We start from the raw sequence: 16,290 nt of genomic DNA, 5'->3' as shown, positions 1-16,290 counted from the left end.
AGTCAGCATGAAAATCTTCAAAGACCTGCCTACGCTGGTACAGGCATTGCCCGAACTGGCGCTGAGCGACTGGGTGGATCTGCCCGCCGATGCCGCTGCCCAGCTCGATGCGCCACATCAGTCCCCGTCAGCAGATCTGCTAACACAGCCTGCTTTGCGCTTTGTGGCGCGCGATGCGAATGAGGTGCCGCGCATGGGCTATGTGCCGTGGATGCCGGTGGCGGTGCTCGCTCAGATGCACTGGCCTTCACCATCGGACGCGGTGGCATGGTCTTGTTTTCTGCAGGCCGAGTTCGGGCGCAGCCAGCGCTTTGTAGAAAACCATGATGTGTGGGATGAGGCCGACCTGCCCGAGCCGCATTGGCTGCCCGCCGATGCTTCGCTCGATCAGCGGCTGGCCCATTGGTATCAAGGCCTGCAGGCCCATGCCTGGATGGACGAAGAGCCGGCTCAAGTCAAGCCCTTCAGCCGGGCCGAGCTGCGCCTGTGCGAATGGCGCCTGGGTTGCGCTCTTCCCCAGTCCTTGCGTGACTATCTGTTGCAGCTCGGTGTGCTGGACTGGGCCGAGCGCTTGCTGAGTCCGCGCTTTGATCTGATGGCGCCGGATGCAGACATGGATGCCATCGGTTCGGTGCAAGTCGTGTTCCCGGGCATCGCCGATATTGTGGAGATGAGTGCGTCGCAACAGGCGCTGGCCTTGGAGGCGCAGTTGAGCGAGCTGGTGGTGTTCGGGGACTACCTGGGCAATGGCAATCTCTGGTGCTTTGACCGCTGCGATGGCTCTGTCTGGTATCTGGACCATGACAGCAGCCCCTTGCTGACCCGTATGTTCGACGATGTGGGCGACTATCTGGACGCGCTGGCCTTGATGTCGCTATGCCGCAGTCACGCCGTGGCCCAGGGGCGGGATGATGGCGATGAGCAGGCCGAAGTGCTGCTGGAAAAGCGCTTTGGGCGGGCGCTGATCAGGAAATGGATGTACTGAAATGAGTATGAAACTACTCAAGGCCGCTGAAAAAGGCGATATTGCTGCGCTGGAGTTGCGCCTGAGGGACGGTGACGATATCGCCTATGTGCAAAAGAGCACAGGTCTCAATGCGCTGATCACTGCCCTCAATTGTGGCAACGATGCCGCGGCCCAATGGCTGGTGGAGCAAGGCAGTCCGCTGGATCAGGTGAGTCTGGCAACGGGCATGACCGCCACCGCCTGGGCGGCCTTCAACGGGCGCACAGAGATGCTGCAAGTGCTGCGGCAGGCGGGGGCCAACCTTGACAAGACCGGGGATGACAAGGGCCGCACCCCATATCTGTTGGCTGTGGACCATGGCGCGTGGGAGGCTGTGCGCTGGTTCTGGTCGGCCGGGATCGATCTTCGGCGCAGAGATGCTCAGGGTCGCAATGCCTGTGATCTGCTGGTGCACAGCGGTCGTGATGTGCCCGGGGATGTACTGGAGCGCGTGGCAGGGCATGCCGCTGCACCGCCCACGGGGCGCTGACGTGATGACGATGCCATGCTTGCATGGCATCGTCATCGTCTCAACGGCGAGACTGCATCAGGATGCTGGCTGGATGCGGGTGATGATCAGCGAGCCATCCTTGTCCTCGGCGCGGAACAGCACTTTGTCACCGGCTTTGAAGTCGTTGGACTGGCTGGCGTCCGCCAGCGCAAACACCATGGTCATGGGAGGCATGTCCAGGTTCTTGATTTCTTCGTGGCGAATCGTCAGCTTGCCTGTGCGCTTGTCCACGCGGGTGATTTCACCGGCGGTCAATGCGTCGGCCTGAGCTGCAGGTGCGGTTGCAGAAGTGCCGGCTGCTGCGCCGTGACCGGCGTGTTCCGAGTGATCCTGCGCCAACGCGGGAGTGGTCAGCGCAAAGCCCAGGCTCAGGGCTGCCAAAGTGGTGTGAAAGAGGTTTCTCATCATGTTCTCCTGAATTGAGGGGGTCAGCCGCGATAGCTGGTGAAGACCGAGGTGCTGACATCGCTGCGCATCAGGCTTTGGGTGACCAGCAGCACGTCGTAGGGGTCTTTGCGGCCACCGTACTCGGGGCCGTCCATGCCGGGACTGCCAATGGGCATGCCCGGTACGGCGATGCCCAGCGCCTTGGGTTTTTGCTTCAGCAGCTTGTGCACATCGGCGGCAGGCACATGGCCTTCGATCAGATACCCGCCCACCAGGGCTGTATGACAGGAACCCAGGCGGGTAGGCAGGCCCAGTTTGGCGCGTACGGCGCTGTTGCCCACGTCGTACACCTTGACGGCGAAGCCAGCCTGCTCCATCAGGGCAATCCAGTCCTTGCAGCAGCCGCAGTTCGGGTCTTTCCAGACTTCCATGGGGATCTTGGCGGGCGCTGTAGCCTTCCTGGCCAGTGCGGGCAGGGTGGCCATTGCTGCGGCGGCTGCCAGCAGATGCAGGGCGTGGCGGCGGTTGCTGTTGTTCATGGGTAGTCCTTTCTTGCGTTATTCGGTGACGGTGATGCGCCCCGTCATGCCAGCCTGGTAGTGGCCGGCGATCAGGCAGGCGAAGTCGAAATCGCCTGCGCGGTTGAAGCTCCAGACCATGTCTTCGGTCTGGCCTGCGGCGACATGGGCCATATAGGGTTCGGCATGCTCCATGCCGGGGTACTTGAGCATCATCTGCGCGTGCTCATCGAGCGATGCCCGGGTGCCCAGCACCATCTCGTGCATGAGAAGGCCTTTGTTGACCACGCGCAGGCGCAGGGTTTCGCCCTTTTTCACGCTGAGATGACTGGGGCTGAAGCGCATGTCGTCCGTCATCTCGATGGTGATGGTGCGCCGGGCCTCTCTTGCCTCGGCTGCAATGCCCCAGGGCTTTTGCTCCTTGATCACGGGACCGCTGGCATGGGCGTTGTTTTCATGCGCAAAACTAGCGCCAGCGCTTGCTGCCAAAGTGCAGGCAGCTATGAAATAAATAGCCTTCATGGGAGTCTCCTGGCGTCAGTGCTGGGTGTGTGCACCCGTGGCGGGGCCGGTTTCGGGTTTGCGTACGGTGGCGGCACCGGGGGCGGTGCCGGGCGTGCTTTGGCGGGGGGCCTTGGCATCGAAAGGTGCGCCCTGCCATTCATAGGCACGGGTCCCTTTGGGCTGCTGGTACCAGCCGGGGTCCTTGTAGTCGTTGGCACCCAGGTTTTTGCGTACCTTGAAGCTGGTGAACATCCCGCCCATTTCGATGGGGCCGTAAGGGCCCTGGCCGGTCATCATGGGGAAGGTGTTGTCGGGCAAAGGCATTTCCATGGCGCCCATATCGCCCATGCCGCGCTCGCCCATCAGCATGTAGTCGGGCACGATCTTCTGGATCTTGCCCACCAGGCCGCGGTGGTCCACGCCGATCATGGTGGGCACGTCGTGACCCATGGCGCCCATGGTGTGGTGGCTCTTGTGGCAGTGGAAAGCCCAGTCGCCGGGTTCGTCGGCAATGAATTCCACCTGGCGCATCTGGCCCACGGCCACATCCGTTGTCACCTCGGGCCAGCGGGCGGACTTTGGAACGGGGCCGCCATCGGTGCCCGTGACCTCGAACTCATGGCCGTGGATATGGATGGGGTGGTTGGTCATGGTCAGATTGCCCACGCGGATGCGCACCTTGTCACCCTGACGAGCCACCAGTGGGCTGATGGCGGGGAAGGCGCGGCTGTTGAAAGTCCAGATATTGAAATCCGTCATCTCATTGATACGCGGTGTCATGGTGCCGGGCTCGACTGCATAGGCGCTGAGCAGGAAGGCATAGTCGCGCTGCACCTTGTCGATCAGCGGGTGGGCTGTCTTGGGGTGGGTGATCCACAGGCCCATCATGCCCATGGCCATCTGCACCATCTCGTCCGAATGCGGGTGGTACATGAAGGTGCCGGGGCGGCGTGCCTCGAACTCATAGACGAAGGTCTTGCCCGGCGGGATGTGGGGCTGGTTCAGACCGCCCACACCGTCCATGCCATTGGGCAGACGCTGGCCATGCCAGTGGATGGTGGTGCTCTCGGGCAGGCGGTTGGTGACGAAGATGCGCACCTTGTCGCCTTCCACCACTTCGATCGTGGGGCCCGGCGACTGGCCGTTGTAGCCCCACATATTGACGAAAAATCCGGGCGCCACCTCGCGCACCACGGGCTCGGCCACGAGGTGGAACTCCTTGACGCCCGCATTCATGCGCCAGGGCGTGGTCCAGCCGTTGAGCGTGACCACGGGTTGGTAGGGGCGACCGTTGGGCGGCGTCAAAGGCACAGCCGTGTCGGCGCTGCCTTGCATGACGGGCTCGGGCAGGGCCGCCATGGCAACCCGGCTGACGGCCATTGAAGTTGTGGCGGCTGCCACTGCAGTGGCAGCGCCAGTGAAAAAGGATCGGCGTTGCATATCAGTGACCTGCTTCGGCTTGTGCAGCGGGCGCTGCGCTGGTGTTGACGGTGGGGGTGGTTCCTGGCGATGTGCCTGTCAGGGCCAGGCGCAGATCGGTCTCGGCCAGCCAGAAGTCGCGCTGTGCCTCGGTGGCGGTCACCACCGCTTGCGTGGTGCTGCGGGCCTGGGCCAACAACTGCCACACACTCATGAACATGCCGTTGTAGCGGTAGACGGTTTCTTCCTGCATCAGCTTGGCCAAGGGCAGAACCTCGGCCTGCTGCTGCTGGGCCAGGTCGTAAGCCGTGCGGTAGGCCAGCCAGTTGCTGCGGGCTTCGCTGCGTGCGCGTATGGCGTTGTCGCGCAGCAGCGATGCGCTGCGCAGAACCTGGTTGCGTGCCATGCCGCGCGCGGCAAAGCCCCAGTCAAACAGCGGCAGCGGCACGTCGAACTCCCAGCCCTGGGTCTTGTCGCTGTGGCCGGTGGCGCGTTCAGTACTGGTGTTGTTGCTGTAGCTGGCGCCGATATCACCAAAGATGGTGCCAATCGTGGCCCAGCCCTGGCGGCCGGCGGTCACATCAAGGTCGCGGCGCAGAGCGCCCAGATCCAGCCGCTGACGCAGGGCGGTGGCTTCGGCGTCATCGCCGCCGCGCAGCTCGGTGGCTTTGGGCAAGGCGGGCAGTTGCTCGGGCAGCTTGTAGGCCAACTGCTCGCCCCACAGACCCATGCGGCGGGCCAGCTGCTCGCGTTCCAACTGGGCGTTCAGACGCGCGCGTGCCAGCTGGGCGGAGGCCTGCTGCTGCTGGGCCAGCTCTCTGGCCTGGTCCATCTTGCTGAAGTTGCCGACCTGGGCCATGCGGCGTGCCAGCTCGCCGCCCAGGGCCGCTGCCTCGTGCATGCGTTCGCTGGCGGCCAGAGCCTGCTCGGCGGCCACGGCGCGCAGCCACGCGCGGCGTGTGTCGGAGGCCAGCAGCAGCACCTGCTGGGCGGCCGTCAGCGTGGCCTGTTCCATCTGCCAGCCCTGCCAGCGGCTGCGCCAGGGCAGGGTGATGAGCTGCACCAGCCCAAAGCTGAGCTGGCGCTCGATTTCGCGCTCGTGGCCGTTGCGAAAGCGGCCGAAGGTAAAGCTGGGGTTGGGCAATGTCAGGACCTGCACGCGCTGCGCGTCGGCAATGCCGAGCTGCGCCAGCTGGGCCTGCAGACCGGGGTTATTGAGCAGGGCGATGCGCACGGCGGTGTCGGCATCGACAGGGGCTTTGAGCCAGTCGGCAATCTGGGTCTGCGCATCCTGCAGGGCTTGCGCGTCCGGCGACGGCAGTTGTGCACCCGCGGGCAGCCTGCCTTCGGTATGTCTGGCCACGTTGCTGCGCAGTCCGTCGGGTGAGATGCTGGCGCAGCCAGCCAGCGCCAGTGCGGCGAGCAATGGCGCGGCTTTGAATGCAAGGCGCTTCATGGCTGGACTCCATGATGGTGCTGATGTGCGGGCGCACCGCTGTCCGAGGCTGGGCCGGAGGCATTGCCCTGGGATTTCTCCCACCTGAGCACATCGCCATGGCCGCGCGGGAACTCGCCCACGGCAGCATTAGCGGCCTTCCAGTCGCCGGGTTGGTTCACGATGGCAGCACCGGCCGCGAGTGGCTGATGCTGCAGCGCCAGCGTAGGAGCGTCGGGATCGAAAACGCGGTTGCCCTTGGCTGGGGATTGGGCGGCCGGGGGAGCCAGCTCGGGCGTCTGAGCCAGGACTGGCGGGCTGACGCCGGCCATGAGCAAAGCCATGGCTGTCAAAGAAAGAGGATGCGCGTGGCGCATAGAGGATTCCTGTCGTCTAAAACCGGGAGAAGGTCCGCAGTCTTGAGCGTTTGACGGCTCGAAACTAGACAGCTAGCACGTGGCTGCTATCAAAATGCGGACGCACCTAGGGCGTCAGAGCGCAGAAATCGGTGGTTTGACGAGGTCGGCAGGCGCGGCGCTGGCAAAGCGCGCTGCACCATGGGCCGGCTGGGCGGCCAGAGGGAGGCTGGAGTGAAGTGTCAGCAATTCGGGGTTGGCCAGCGTCGAGTGGCAGATGCCGCAGGCCGTGCAATGGCCTTCATGCTGGTGGCAGTCGCTGTCGGCGGCATTGGCGCTGCAGCTGACGGCCCCTGCAGGGCCTGCCTTGTGGGACGCGGCCATGTCGTGATGCGGCTGTGCGTCGGCCGTGAGGCTTGCATGCGCGTGGTGCGAAGCCTCTGCCATGGCGGCCACTTCGTCCAGGCTTTGCGTCTGCACCAGCGCATGTCCCATGTGATGGGCCTGGTTGGTGTTCTGCTCCATGGCCATGGCATCGCCTGCCAGACCACGCAGGGCCAGCAGCAAAATCATGAACAGAGAGAAAAAGCGACGCATGGGGTGAATGATAGCGAAGGGCGGGTTTAGTTCCCCGCCCGGTGCAGTAAATCGTAAATTAGATAGCTGCTTGCGCTTGCCTATCAAGGGCTAAGGTCGAATTTCATGTATTTTCAGGCCTGTTCCCCCAATGGCGCAGGCGCAGGCCATTGGCGACCACCAGCAGGCTCACGCCCATATCGGCCAGCACGGCCAGCCACATGCTGGCATTGCCGCTGACGGCCAGAATGAAGAAGGCCAGCTTGATGCCCAGGGCCAGGCTGATGTTCTGCCAGAGCACGCTGTGCGCGCGCTGCGAGAGATCGACCACCTCGGGGATGCGGCGCAGGTCGTCGTTCATGAGCACCACATCGGCGGTCTCCATGGCCATGTCGGTGGCATGCATGCCGCCCATGGCAAAGCCTATATCGGCCTGGGCCAGCGCCGGCGCGTCGTTGATGCCGTCGCCTGTCATGGCCGTGGGGCCGATGTCGCGCTGCAGCTCGCTCAGGGTCTTGAGCTTGTCCTCGGGCAGCATATTGCCGCGTGCATCGCTGATGCCTGCTTCCGCGGCCACCGTGCGCACGGTGGCGCTGTTGTCGCCGCTGAGCACAATGGGTTTGACACCCAGCGCCTGCAACTGGGCCACGGCCGCCTTGGCCTGCGGGCGCAGCGGGTCGGCCACGGCAAACAGCGCCTGCACGCCCTGCTCGTTGGCCAGCAGGGTGACGGTGCGGCCCTGTTGCTCCTGCAGCATCAGTGCGGCCTGGAGTTCGGCACTGTCCCAGCCTTGCTCGCCCACCCAGCGCAGATTGGCCAGCGTCCAGCGTTCACCGTCGATCTGGGCCTGCACGCCGCGGCCGGGCAGGGCTTGCAATTGCTGTGCTTCGGCAAAGTCCTTGCCGACCTGGGTCTCCAGCCCCTGGGCAATCGCGCGCGAGACCGGGTGGTCGGAGCGCGATGCCAGCGCATAGGCGCGGGCTGCGGCTTCATCGCTGCTCGCGGCATTCCAGTTCTGCCAGTCCACCAGCTTGGGTGAGCCCGTGGTCAGCGTGCCGGTCTTGTCGAGTGCAATCGCCTTGAGCTGGCGAGCCGATTCCAGTGCGCTGCCTCCCTTGATGAGAATACCGCGCTTGGCAGCAGCCGTGAGCGCGCTGACCACGGTGACCGGGGTGGACAGCACCAGGGCACAGGGGCAGGCGATGACCAGCAGGGCCAGGGCCTGGTAAGCGGCCTGATGCCAGCTCCAGTCCAGCAGCCAGGGCGCGAGCAGGCCCAGGGCAATCGCCAGCACCAGCACGATGGGGGTGTAGACCTCGGCGAAGCGGTCGACAAAGCGCTGTGTGGGAGCCTTCGAGGACTGCGCCTGCTCCACGGCATGGACGATGCGCGCAATCAGGCTGTCGCTGGCCGGTGCAGTTACACGCAGGTGCAACTCGCCGTCCTGGTTGATGGAGCCTGCATACAGCTCGTCGCCCGGGCCTTTGTGCGCCAGCGCGCTCTCGCCCGTGATGGGGGCCTGGTTGACCGAGCTTTCGCCCTCGGTGACCAGGCCGTCGAGTGGGACGCGAGCGCCTGGCGTCACACGCAGCACGGCGCCTAAAGGCACCTCGCTGGCGGCCATGCGCACAGTGCTGCCGTCGGGCTGCAGCACATCGGCGGTCTCTGGCGCCAGCTGCAGCAGATTGCGGATGGCCAGGCGGGCCTTGTCCATGGCTTGGTCTTCGATGCGCTCGGCCGCCGCATAGAGCGCCATGACCATGGCAGCTTCGGGCCACTGGCCGATGATGAAGGCGCCCGTGACGGCCACGGCCATCAGGGCATGAATGCCGAGCTTGAAGCGCAGCACATCCTTGAGGCCGGCCTTGTAGACGCCCAGGCCGGACAGCGCTATGCCCAGCACGGCCAGTGCCATGCCCAGATATTGAAGCGTGGAGTTGGCGCCGTCGCCGCCAAACCAGTGGCAGGCCTCTGCCGCCAGAGCTGCGGCCAGAGCGGCATAGATGCGCGGCCAGCCGGGCAGCACGCCATGGTCGTGAGCATGGTCATGACCGTCACCCTCATCGTGAGCCTGGCTCTTGGCTGGCTCGCTGATGGAAAACGGTGCGCAGCAGCCGGTTCCGCAGGCCGATGTGGCTGTGGCGGCAATAGGTTTCGACGTGGCTGGCACATGTTCATGCGGATGTGCATGATCGTGATCATGTGAATGACCATTGTGGCCGCCGCCATGGGCGTGGGTGGACAGGCTTTCTTGCTTCATGGCAGTATTGAAAACAATAAAGTCACTTCAAGGTCAAGCATGTCCCTCGATTCGCACGATATTCCGCGCTGGCGCATTGGCGAGGCGGCCAAGCGTTCCGGCATTGCTGCGGCCAATATCCGCTACTACGAAAAGGAGCAACTGCTCTCGCCCGGCATGCGCGAGGACAATCAGTACCGGCTCTACACCGATGGCGATGTTCACAGGCTGCGTTTTATTCGGCTGTGCCGGGCCATGGATATGTCGCTCGACGAAGTGCGTACCCTGCTGGCGCTCGATGGTGCGCGCAAGGCCGATTGCGTGGCTGCCAACAAAACCCTGGACGCCCATCTGGGTCATGTGCGCGAGCGGCTGGCCGAGCTGCAGGCTCTGGAGCATGAGCTCATGCAGCTGCGCAGCCAGTGCGACGGCTCGGACAGCTTTTGTCACATTATCGAGGCCTTGCATGCACAGGCCGATGAGCCCTTGCCCGAAGGCTTGCAGGGCAGTGCTGCGGCAAAGCGCCATGTCTGACAGGCGGCAACCGTGGCGGCTGCGCCCGTACCCTGAAGTGGACGCTATCATTCCTGCATGAGCTGGAGTGAAACCACCATCAAGCTGCCGGGGCGGATCTGGGCCGCGCTGGGCGCGCAGGCCCTGGCGTGGTGGCGCAGCATTTATCTGACAGCCGTGCTGCTGGTGCTGGTCAGCTCGCCGTCGAGCTACCGGAAGCGTGGGCGGGCCATACTGGCCCAGCAGATGTTTGCGCAGACCGCCCCCATACTCACAGGCTTTACCGCGCTGGCGGCCCTGCTGTGTGCGGTGATTGCGCGCATCGTCATTGTCACTGCACAAAGTTACGGCCTGTCGCGCTATGCGCTGGATCTGGTGGTGCGGGTGATGGTGATCGAGCTGATACCGCTGACGGCTGCACTGTTTGTGGCCATGCGCTGCACCATTCCAGCCGGCGTGCAGGTGGTGCAGATGCGTATGCAGGGCCAGCTCGCGAAGTGGAAGACGCAAGGCATTGACCCCGTCCGTGCGGCGCTGGTGCCGCGTGCGGCGGCGGGCGTGTTTGCCGCAATCACACTGGCCGCACTCAGCTGCATCGTTGCCTTGGTCACCGTGTATCTGAGCGTCTACGGCTTCAGCCTGGCCGGGTTTGGTGCGTACACACGCATCTTTGGCCAGATCTTCACACCGTCGCTGACGCTGGTGTTCGTGCTCAAGACCTGGTTTTTCAGCCTCACGGTGGCCGTCATGCCGCTGGCCTCTGCCATGTACACGCCGGTTGCGCGACACAGGCAGGGCGGGGCGGAGCTGGGTGGCTTTGCACGCATGTTTGCCGTGTTGCTCCTGATCGAGGTGATCTCGCTCATGGGCAACTATTACTGAAAAGGATGGAGCCATGAGCGAAACGCCGATGGCCGAGGAGCAACTGATCGACGAGGAGTTGCTCAGCCTCAAACCCGTCGCGCATCTGCGCGCCAAGGCAGCCGCGCTGCTGGCGCTGACCCTGGTATTGATTCTGAGTGCGGCCGCTTATCTGCTCTACGCGCGCGGAGTGTTCGAGCCTACGCAGCGTCTGGTGCTGACGGCCGATGACTCCGAGGGCGTGATCGTAGGCATGGACATGACGTTCTCGGGCTTTCCCATAGGCCGCGTGCGCAAGATAGAGCTGGCCGAGGACGGCTCGGTTCGCATTCTGGTCGATGTGACCGAAAAGGATGCCCACTGGCTGCGCCAGTCCAGCGTGTTCACGCTGGTCAAGGGACTGGTGGGCGGAACCACCATCAAGGCCTATACGGGCATGCTGGGCGATGCGCCGCTGCCGCCGGACTCTGTGCGGCCCGTGCTCAGCGGCGACGCCACGGCAGAGCTGCCCCAGATCATCAATTCCGCCAAGGAGGTGCTGGCCAATGTGGCGGCACTGACCGCCACGGATTCGGCATTGGGCGGATCGCTGGCCGAAGTGCGCAAGCTGGCCGAGCGCATGCAGGGTCAGGGAGGGGTTCTCGGAGCGGTACTGGGCAGCGACGAGGAAGCGAAGAAGGTCGGCCAGATGCTGGAGCGCGCCAACTCCCTGCTCGGACGCATGGACCGCATGGTGGCGCGCGCTGACAGCCAGGTCTTCGATGCAAACGGCGTCATGCCCCAGGTCAAGGCCACCATGGAGCAGCTCAACGGCTTGCTGGCCGATACGCGCAAAAGCATGGCCAAGGTCGACGCCGTACTGGCCGATATGCAGGTGGTGGGCAGCAATGCCCGTGAGGCCTCGACCGACCTGGGTGCGCTGCGCGCCGAGGTCGAAAGCAATCTGCTGAGGCTGGAGTCTGTGCTCAACGATCTGCAGCGCAAATGGCCGTTTTCCCACAAGCCGGAGTTGAAGCTGCCATGACGCAAAAAATCAATCAAAAACAGAATCTGGGTCAATGTGGGAGAGTGATAGCTGCTATATCTGTCATAGCGATTTCAGCCTGTGGCAACCAAGCCCCGGCACCGGATTGGGCCTTGAGTGCCGAAGCTGCAGCACAAAAAGCCACTCAGGCCTATTTGCAGGGGCATCAGCGTGTGGAGGCGCTGCAGTGGCAGAAGGCGCGCGATGCCGTGGCCAGCACCGGTCAGCCCGCACAGGCCGCCAAGCTGGAGCTGATGCGCTGCGCGGCGCAGGTGGCCAGCCTGGACTGGAACAGTTGCCCGGCCTATGAGGCGCTGGCGCAGGATGCGGGCAAGCCAGAGCAAGCCTATGCCCGCTATCTGCAGGCGAGTCCGCAAGCCGGTGATATAGAGCTTTTGCCCGAGGCGCAGCGTGCCGTGGCGCGGCAACTGCTCGGTGGCGGCGCAGGTGGTACTGCCGTGGCTGAGATCAAGGATCCGCTATCGAGACTGGTGGCTGCGGGTGTGCTGCTGCGTGGCGGCGCTGCGGTGCCTGACCTACTGCGGCAAGGCGTCGATACCGCTTCGGAGCAAGGCTGGCGCAGGCCTTTGATGGCCTGGCTTCTGCTGCAACTCAAGGCAGCGCAGCAGGGCGGCGATGTGGAAAAGCAGGCGCAGCTGCAGCGTCGGCTGAAGCTTCTGGAGACATCCGCACCCAAGTGAATAGGCCGGCCACCGGATTGAAAATGAAAAAGCGAGGCCTGGGCCTCGCTTTTGAGTGGATGGCGAGCCAGAGGCTCGCTCAAACCCGGTGCTTAGAAGCGGTGACGGATACCGGCGATCAGGCTGGTGCCGGTCTTGGGATTGGCATCGGTCACGCGGTCATACATCAGAGCGGTGTAGACATCGGTGCGCTTGGACAGGAAGTGGTCGTAGCCCAGGGTCGCTGTGGTGCGGGTGGCGTCGGTGGCCGCTTCGTACTTGGTGCGGGCCACGGCGGCCTTGACAGTACCGGGGGTACCGGAGACAGGAATGTCCAGACCCAGCGAGTAGGTCTTGCTCTTGCTATCCAGATCCTTGACCTTGGCCTGGCCGTAGGTGGCGTAGAGCTTCACGACGTTGAAGTTGTAGCTGCCGCCGACCATCCAGTCGCTCTTGGTGGGCATGACTGTGCCGCTGCCGGGGTTGGTGATCTGGTCGCGCTCGTAGAAGGCCGTCAGGCTCAGAGGACCGTTGAAGTACAGGGCGTTCACGCCGACGTTCTTCTTGCTCTTGTTGCCAGGAGTCGTTTGCTCGCCGAACTGGTAGTAGACATTGGCAGTCAGACCGCCGAAGCTAGGTGTCGTGTAGACCAGCATATTGCTCCAGCCGGTGTCGGCGGGCGTTGTCAGGCGGTTGCCGCCCCAGGCTGCGGTGGGCGTGTTCGCGTGCAGCACCAGAGGCGAGATGGTGAACGAATCGCCGAAGGGGTTGGTCAGAATGGTGGGCAGGAAGTTGGGCGCCTTGTCGCGGCCCAGGCCGATGCGGCCGAAATTGCCGTTCAGGCCGATGTTGGCATCGCGCGAGAAAAAGGTATCGCCGGGGAAGCGGCCGGGTTCACCCGTGTCCATGCGCATGAAGGCGGTGAGGTTGAAATCGACCTTCAGGCCGCCGCCCAGGTCTTCCGTGCCCTTCAGGCCCCACCAGGAAGTGGTCATGCCGCCGGAGCCAACAACGCCCTTGCGATCCTGGCCGGCCATTTTGACCGAGCCGGCATACATATCGGCCAGTCCGGTCAGTTGCACATTGCTCTGGGCAAAAGCGGCGCCGGAGCAGGCCAGGGCTGCAGCCATGGCGATAAAAGCAGTCTTCATGAGTGTCCTCTCGAGTTAGATATTGGATTTACGTTTTGAAATATAGCGGGGGTTTGTATACAGCTTGCTCTGCAGTTCCGCGGATGCCGATGAAATCATCTTTTCAGCGATATGACAGTGGTTTTTTTACCTCAAGGACTCAGGGAAATCTCTTGTATGCACCGTGTTGGTGCTATCGATATTGCCGTACAAAGCGGCTGGGTGAAGCCAGCTGAGCGAGAGTGAGTACTGAGGGTTTCGTGATCAAGGAATAACAGTCATTCCTGGTGGACCAGGTTTGATCAGGAGGTTCGGGGATGACCGCGTCAGCGGATGGAACAAGAGTGACTCGGCGATGGATGCCTGCCTGGAATCGCTGAAGCGCCCACTCTTGTCGTTCCCTTGGGCAGTCCTGGTCAGTCTGCGCAGGGCTTGCAATTGACCGGAGTATGCTGAGCGCTTGTGCGGCCGGGCGTGCGTTGATATCAGGCCTGCAGCTTTCAGCACCAGTTCAATACTTTTTTGAAAAAAGTGCGCGTTTTCCCCGGGGAGGGTGTTTTTCCTCCCTATAATTCATCCCATCGACACGGAATGTAGCGCAGCCTGGTAGCGCACTTGCATGGGGTGCAAGGGGTCGCGAGTTCGAATCCCGCCATTCCGACCAAATTGAAAAGGCCTGTGATGAAAATCACAGGCCTTTTTCAATGTCGCTGCGAGGTTTGCTATGAAACCTGCAGCGCCAGATGACCATCGTGGCTAATAACCGAGCAACTGCTTGAGTTGCAGCCTTCCCAAAAGATGGTCGAAAATCGGTTACAATAGCGTCATCAACACGGAATGTAGCGCAGCCTGGTAGCGCACTTGCATGGGGTGCAAGGGGTCGCGAGTTCGAATCCCGCCATTCCGACCAATCTAAAAGGGCTCCTAACTGTAAAGTTAGGAGCCCTTTTTCTATCCAGATCGCATGATGTCGTACGACTATTCAGGGCGATGGCTCGAAGAGAGATAGAAGTGCTGTCTCAACCTCTGCTGTCGCACTCCTAGCCTTTGCGGGAACGAAAAAGCAGCCACAGCAGATACACCCCACCCAGCAAGCCCGTCACCAGCCCAATAGGCAGATGCAGGCGCACCGGCGCCCACTGGCTGAGCAGGTCGGCCGCCAGCAGCAGTACGGCGCCCATGGCTGCGGCCGTGAACAGAGGTACATCAGGTGACAGGCCCAGGCGCCTGGCCACCTGGGGCGCTGCCAGCGCGATGAACGCGATGGGCCCGGCCGCCGCCGTGGCGATGGCCGTCAGGGCAACGGCGCACATCACCATGATCAGCCGGGTGCGCGCTACGTTGACGCCGAGCTGGGTGGCGGCGTCATCGCCCAGTTCCAGAAGGTTGATGCGGCGGGCACACAGCAGCACGACCGGCACGATGGCGACGAAGCTGAATGCGGCTGGCACGACATGCGCCCAGGTCCGCGCACTGAGCGAGCCGGCCAGCCAGCGCTGTGCGGAGACGGCCCGGTCCAGATCGCCCATGACCAGCAGGATGGTGTTCAGGCCCGAGAGCGTGGCCCCTACGCCTATGCCCACCAGCACCAGCCGGTAGCCCCCTGCCACGCGCCGGCCGCTGGACAGCGCGAGCACCACCGCCGCCGTGGCCATGCCCGACAGCACGGCGGCCAGCGATATCCACAGTGGCCCGGCATCGCCCAGTACGATCAGCGCAATTGCCCCGCTGGCTGCGCCCGTGGTGAAGCCGATCACGTCCGGCGAGCCCAGCGCATTGCGGGAGACGGACTGGAAGATGGCACCGGCCATGCCCAGCGCCGCACCCACGAAGACCGCCGTGAGCACGCGCGGCAGCCGCACGCGCAGAACCACGCGCTCGGCGGCGGGGTTGGCGCCCGTGCCCAGCAGACTGTCCAGCACCTCGGTCGGACTCAGCGACAGGGTTCCCGTGCCCAGCAGCAACACACCCAGCATCAGGGTCAGCACGACCAGTGCCATGCCCACGGCCAGCGGCCTTGGCCGCCAGCGGAACGAATATGGGCCCCAGCGCAGTACCGAAGTCTTCACGGACGCCTTCATAGCCTGCTCAACCGGTTTCTGCACGCCACCCAGACAAAGAGCGGCCCGCCGATCAGGCAGGCGACGATGCCCGCAGCCACTTCGGCAGGCGCTGCGACGACGCGGCCGAGCACGTCGGCACCCAGCAGCAGCACTGCAGCGTAGAGCGCGGACAGCGGCAGGATCCAGCGGTAGTCGGGCCCGGACGAGAGGCGGGCCAGATGCGGGGCCACCAGGCCGACGAAGGCGATAGGACCCACGGCTGCCGTGGCTGCACCGGCCAGCAGCATGACCGCCAGGCAGGCCAGTTGAGCGGTGGCGCGGACATTGACGCCCAGCGCCAGGCCCAGGTCATGGCCCAGCGCCATGGCGTTGAGCTGGCCGACAATGGCCCAGGCCGCCGCCAGCCCCGCGGCCACGGCGGCCACCAGCACGGCGGCGCCGGCGTAGCCGCTGCCCTCCAGTGAACCGGCCGCCCAGTGTCGGAAGCCGTCAAAGACTTCCGGGGGCGCATTGAGTAGGATGATGCCCGCGCTGGAGGTGAGCATGACGGACAGGCCGGCCCCGGCCAGCACCAGGTGCACGGGGTGCGTGCCCGCCCCCCGGGACTGACCGAACGCGAAGACGGCCGCGCCGGCCAGCCCCGCTCCCGCAAAGGCGCACCAGACATACTGGGCCACGGTTGTCAGGTCGAAGGCCGTCATGCCGATCAGCACGGCCAGGGCTGCGCCGGCATTGACACCCAGCAGGCCCGGCTCGGCCAGGGGATTGCGGGTCACGGCCTGCATGAGCGCGCCAGCAACACCCAGGGCCATGCCGGCCAGGATGGCAACCACGGTACGCGGCACGCGCAGCAGGCTGACGACCAGGTGCCGGTCATCGCCCAGGTCGGGCGCGCGCAGCGCGGCGAGGATATCGGCCAGCGCGATGTCGCGCGAGCCCACGGTGATACTGAGCACGGCGACGATACCCAGGGCCAGCGTGCCGCCCGCCAGGCCCAGGCTGCGCCTGCGGCGCAGGTGCGAGTGTGGAGCGGGCCGAGCTACCGCGCTCTGGAGCAATGCGCGCATG

General features: G+C 64.1%; 17 protein-coding genes and 2 tRNA genes. 8 read left to right on the top strand and 11 right to left on the bottom strand.

What is annotated here, in order from left to right; genetic code table 11:
* Nucleotides 1–7: 7 nt before the first annotated feature.
* Together FSY45_RS22340 and FSY45_RS22335 are read left to right on the top strand one after the other, a co-directional pair.
* Nucleotides 8–985 carry an SMI1/KNR4 family protein gene (locus FSY45_RS22340; protein ID WP_046462629.1) on the top strand — a complete coding sequence of 326 codons (978 nt, stop codon included), beginning with the start codon at nt 8–10 and terminating at the stop codon, nt 983–985.
* A gap of 1 nt (nt 986) precedes the next feature.
* Nucleotides 987–1,496, top strand: a complete 510-nt coding sequence (locus FSY45_RS22335; RefSeq protein ID WP_034361659.1) for an ankyrin repeat domain-containing protein — start codon at nt 987–989, stop codon at nt 1,494–1,496.
* Between the two features lie 57 nt (nt 1,497–1,553).
* Here the strand turns inward: FSY45_RS22335 and FSY45_RS22330 are convergent, their stop codons facing one another.
* From FSY45_RS22330 to FSY45_RS22295, 8 genes are all read right to left on the bottom strand, one after another.
* Complete coding sequence (locus tag FSY45_RS22330) at nt 1,554–1,922, bottom strand: copper-binding protein (protein ID WP_148748381.1); 369 nt, start codon at nt 1,920–1,922, stop codon at nt 1,554–1,556.
* 23 nt (nt 1,923–1,945) lie between these two features.
* Entirely contained in the window at nt 1,946–2,443 is a 498-nt protein-coding gene (locus tag FSY45_RS22325; RefSeq protein WP_046462630.1) for a DUF411 domain-containing protein, read from the bottom strand.
* An 18-nt stretch (nt 2,444–2,461) separates the two neighbouring features.
* Entirely contained in the window at nt 2,462–2,944 is a 483-nt protein-coding gene (locus FSY45_RS22320) for a plastocyanin/azurin family copper-binding protein (RefSeq protein ID WP_046462631.1), read from the bottom strand.
* A gap of 15 nt (nt 2,945–2,959) precedes the next feature.
* A complete protein-coding gene (locus tag FSY45_RS22315; RefSeq protein WP_046462632.1) occupies nt 2,960–4,366 on the bottom strand; it encodes a multicopper oxidase family protein in 1,407 nt (468 codons plus the stop codon).
* A gap of 1 nt (nt 4,367) precedes the next feature.
* Entirely contained in the window at nt 4,368–5,801 is a 1,434-nt protein-coding gene (locus FSY45_RS22310; RefSeq protein ID WP_046462633.1) for a TolC family protein, read from the bottom strand.
* The gene (locus FSY45_RS22305) at nt 5,798–6,157 is read right to left on the bottom strand and encodes a hypothetical protein (protein WP_046462634.1); all 360 of its coding nucleotides are present in this window, start codon (nt 6,155–6,157) and stop codon (nt 5,798–5,800) included. The genes FSY45_RS22310 and FSY45_RS22305 overlap by 4 nt, the downstream gene beginning before the upstream one ends.
* Nucleotides 6,158–6,271: 114 nt before the next feature.
* The gene (locus FSY45_RS22300) at nt 6,272–6,733 is read right to left on the bottom strand and encodes a hypothetical protein (protein WP_046462635.1); all 462 of its coding nucleotides are present in this window, start codon (nt 6,731–6,733) and stop codon (nt 6,272–6,274) included.
* 103 nt (nt 6,734–6,836) lie between these two features.
* The gene (locus tag FSY45_RS22295; protein ID WP_187427590.1) at nt 6,837–8,972 is read right to left on the bottom strand and encodes a cation-translocating P-type ATPase; all 2,136 of its coding nucleotides are present in this window, start codon (nt 8,970–8,972) and stop codon (nt 6,837–6,839) included.
* 39 nt (nt 8,973–9,011) lie between these two features.
* On the opposite strand from FSY45_RS22295, the gene FSY45_RS22290 reads away from it, so the two are divergent.
* From FSY45_RS22290 to FSY45_RS22275, 4 genes are read left to right on the top strand one after another with little or no spacing between them, the layout of a single operon-like run.
* Nucleotides 9,012–9,485 (top strand): Cd(II)/Pb(II)-responsive transcriptional regulator, encoded by a 474-nt coding sequence (locus FSY45_RS22290; protein ID WP_003063377.1) that lies wholly within the window; start codon nt 9,012–9,014, stop codon nt 9,483–9,485.
* A gap of 57 nt (nt 9,486–9,542) precedes the next feature.
* Nucleotides 9,543–10,346, top strand: a complete 804-nt coding sequence (locus FSY45_RS22285) for an ABC transporter permease (protein WP_046462636.1) — start codon at nt 9,543–9,545, stop codon at nt 10,344–10,346.
* Nucleotides 10,347–10,359: 13 nt separating this feature from the next.
* On the top strand, nt 10,360–11,349 hold the full coding sequence (locus FSY45_RS22280) for an MlaD family protein (protein ID WP_046462637.1): 990 nt from the start codon (nt 10,360–10,362) through the stop codon (nt 11,347–11,349).
* Nucleotides 11,346–12,050, top strand: coding sequence for a hypothetical protein (locus tag FSY45_RS22275; RefSeq protein WP_046462638.1), 705 nt, complete (start codon nt 11,346–11,348; stop codon nt 12,048–12,050). The genes FSY45_RS22280 and FSY45_RS22275 overlap by 4 nt, the downstream gene beginning before the upstream one ends.
* Nucleotides 12,051–12,142: 92 nt before the next feature.
* Here FSY45_RS22275 and FSY45_RS22270 read toward each other — a convergent pair whose 3' ends face one another.
* A complete protein-coding gene (locus tag FSY45_RS22270; protein ID WP_003063368.1) occupies nt 12,143–13,180 on the bottom strand; it encodes a porin in 1,038 nt (345 codons plus the stop codon).
* A gap of 566 nt (nt 13,181–13,746) precedes the next feature.
* On the opposite strand from FSY45_RS22270, the gene FSY45_RS22265 reads away from it, so the two are divergent.
* Nucleotides 13,747–13,823 (top strand) — tRNA-Pro (locus tag FSY45_RS22265).
* Between the two features lie 169 nt (nt 13,824–13,992).
* Nucleotides 13,993–14,069, top strand: a tRNA-Pro gene (locus FSY45_RS22260).
* A gap of 130 nt (nt 14,070–14,199) precedes the next feature.
* Here FSY45_RS22260 and FSY45_RS22255 read toward each other — a convergent pair.
* Nucleotides 14,200–15,240, bottom strand: coding sequence for an iron chelate uptake ABC transporter family permease subunit (locus FSY45_RS22255; RefSeq protein WP_046462639.1), 1,041 nt, complete (start codon nt 15,238–15,240; stop codon nt 14,200–14,202).
* Complete coding sequence (locus tag FSY45_RS22250) at nt 15,237–16,289, bottom strand: iron ABC transporter permease (RefSeq protein ID WP_046462640.1); 1,053 nt, start codon at nt 16,287–16,289, stop codon at nt 15,237–15,239. Before FSY45_RS22250 ends, FSY45_RS22255 begins: the two co-directional genes overlap by 4 nt.
* Nucleotide 16,290 lies beyond the last annotated feature (1 nt).

This window comes from Comamonas sp. Z1 (genome assembly GCF_008121555.1).
GTDB lineage: Bacteria > Pseudomonadota > Gammaproteobacteria > Burkholderiales > Burkholderiaceae_C > Comamonas > Comamonas thiooxydans.
This window is presented reverse-complemented; position numbering and strand designations above follow the sequence as displayed.

What these genes read in the sequence shown, in the direction of transcription:
- FSY45_RS22325 (WP_046462630.1), bottom strand. Translation starts at nt 2,443, where the DNA reads ATGAACAACAGCAACCGCCGCCACGCCCTGCATCTGCTGGCAGCCGCC.
- FSY45_RS22280 (WP_046462637.1), top strand. Translation starts at nt 10,360, where the DNA reads ATGAGCGAAACGCCGATGGCCGAGGAGCAACTGATCGACGAGGAGTTG.
- FSY45_RS22335 (WP_034361659.1), top strand. Translation starts at nt 987, where the DNA reads ATGAGTATGAAACTACTCAAGGCCGCTGAAAAAGGCGATATTGCTGCG.
- FSY45_RS22255 (WP_046462639.1), bottom strand. Translation starts at nt 15,240, where the DNA reads ATGAAGGCGTCCGTGAAGACTTCGGTACTGCGCTGGGGCCCATATTCG.
- FSY45_RS22300 (WP_046462635.1), bottom strand. Translation starts at nt 6,733, where the DNA reads ATGCGTCGCTTTTTCTCTCTGTTCATGATTTTGCTGCTGGCCCTGCGT.
- FSY45_RS22305 (WP_046462634.1), bottom strand. Translation starts at nt 6,157, where the DNA reads ATGCGCCACGCGCATCCTCTTTCTTTGACAGCCATGGCTTTGCTCATG.
- FSY45_RS22290 (WP_003063377.1), top strand. Translation starts at nt 9,012, where the DNA reads ATGTCCCTCGATTCGCACGATATTCCGCGCTGGCGCATTGGCGAGGCG.
- FSY45_RS22315 (WP_046462632.1), bottom strand. Translation starts at nt 4,366, where the DNA reads ATGCAACGCCGATCCTTTTTCACTGGCGCTGCCACTGCAGTGGCAGCC.
- FSY45_RS22285 (WP_046462636.1), top strand. Translation starts at nt 9,543, where the DNA reads ATGAGCTGGAGTGAAACCACCATCAAGCTGCCGGGGCGGATCTGGGCC.
- FSY45_RS22275 (WP_046462638.1), top strand. Translation starts at nt 11,346, where the DNA reads ATGACGCAAAAAATCAATCAAAAACAGAATCTGGGTCAATGTGGGAGA.
- FSY45_RS22320 (WP_046462631.1), bottom strand. Translation starts at nt 2,944, where the DNA reads ATGAAGGCTATTTATTTCATAGCTGCCTGCACTTTGGCAGCAAGCGCT.
- FSY45_RS22295 (WP_187427590.1), bottom strand. Translation starts at nt 8,972, where the DNA reads ATGAAGCAAGAAAGCCTGTCCACCCACGCCCATGGCGGCGGCCACAAT.
- FSY45_RS22330 (WP_148748381.1), bottom strand. Translation starts at nt 1,922, where the DNA reads ATGAGAAACCTCTTTCACACCACTTTGGCAGCCCTGAGCCTGGGCTTT.
- FSY45_RS22340 (WP_046462629.1), top strand. Translation starts at nt 8, where the DNA reads ATGAAAATCTTCAAAGACCTGCCTACGCTGGTACAGGCATTGCCCGAA.
- FSY45_RS22250 (WP_046462640.1), bottom strand. Translation starts at nt 16,289, where the DNA reads ATGCGCGCATTGCTCCAGAGCGCGGTAGCTCGGCCCGCTCCACACTCG.
- FSY45_RS22270 (WP_003063368.1), bottom strand. Translation starts at nt 13,180, where the DNA reads ATGAAGACTGCTTTTATCGCCATGGCTGCAGCCCTGGCCTGCTCCGGC.
- FSY45_RS22310 (WP_046462633.1), bottom strand. Translation starts at nt 5,801, where the DNA reads ATGAAGCGCCTTGCATTCAAAGCCGCGCCATTGCTCGCCGCACTGGCG.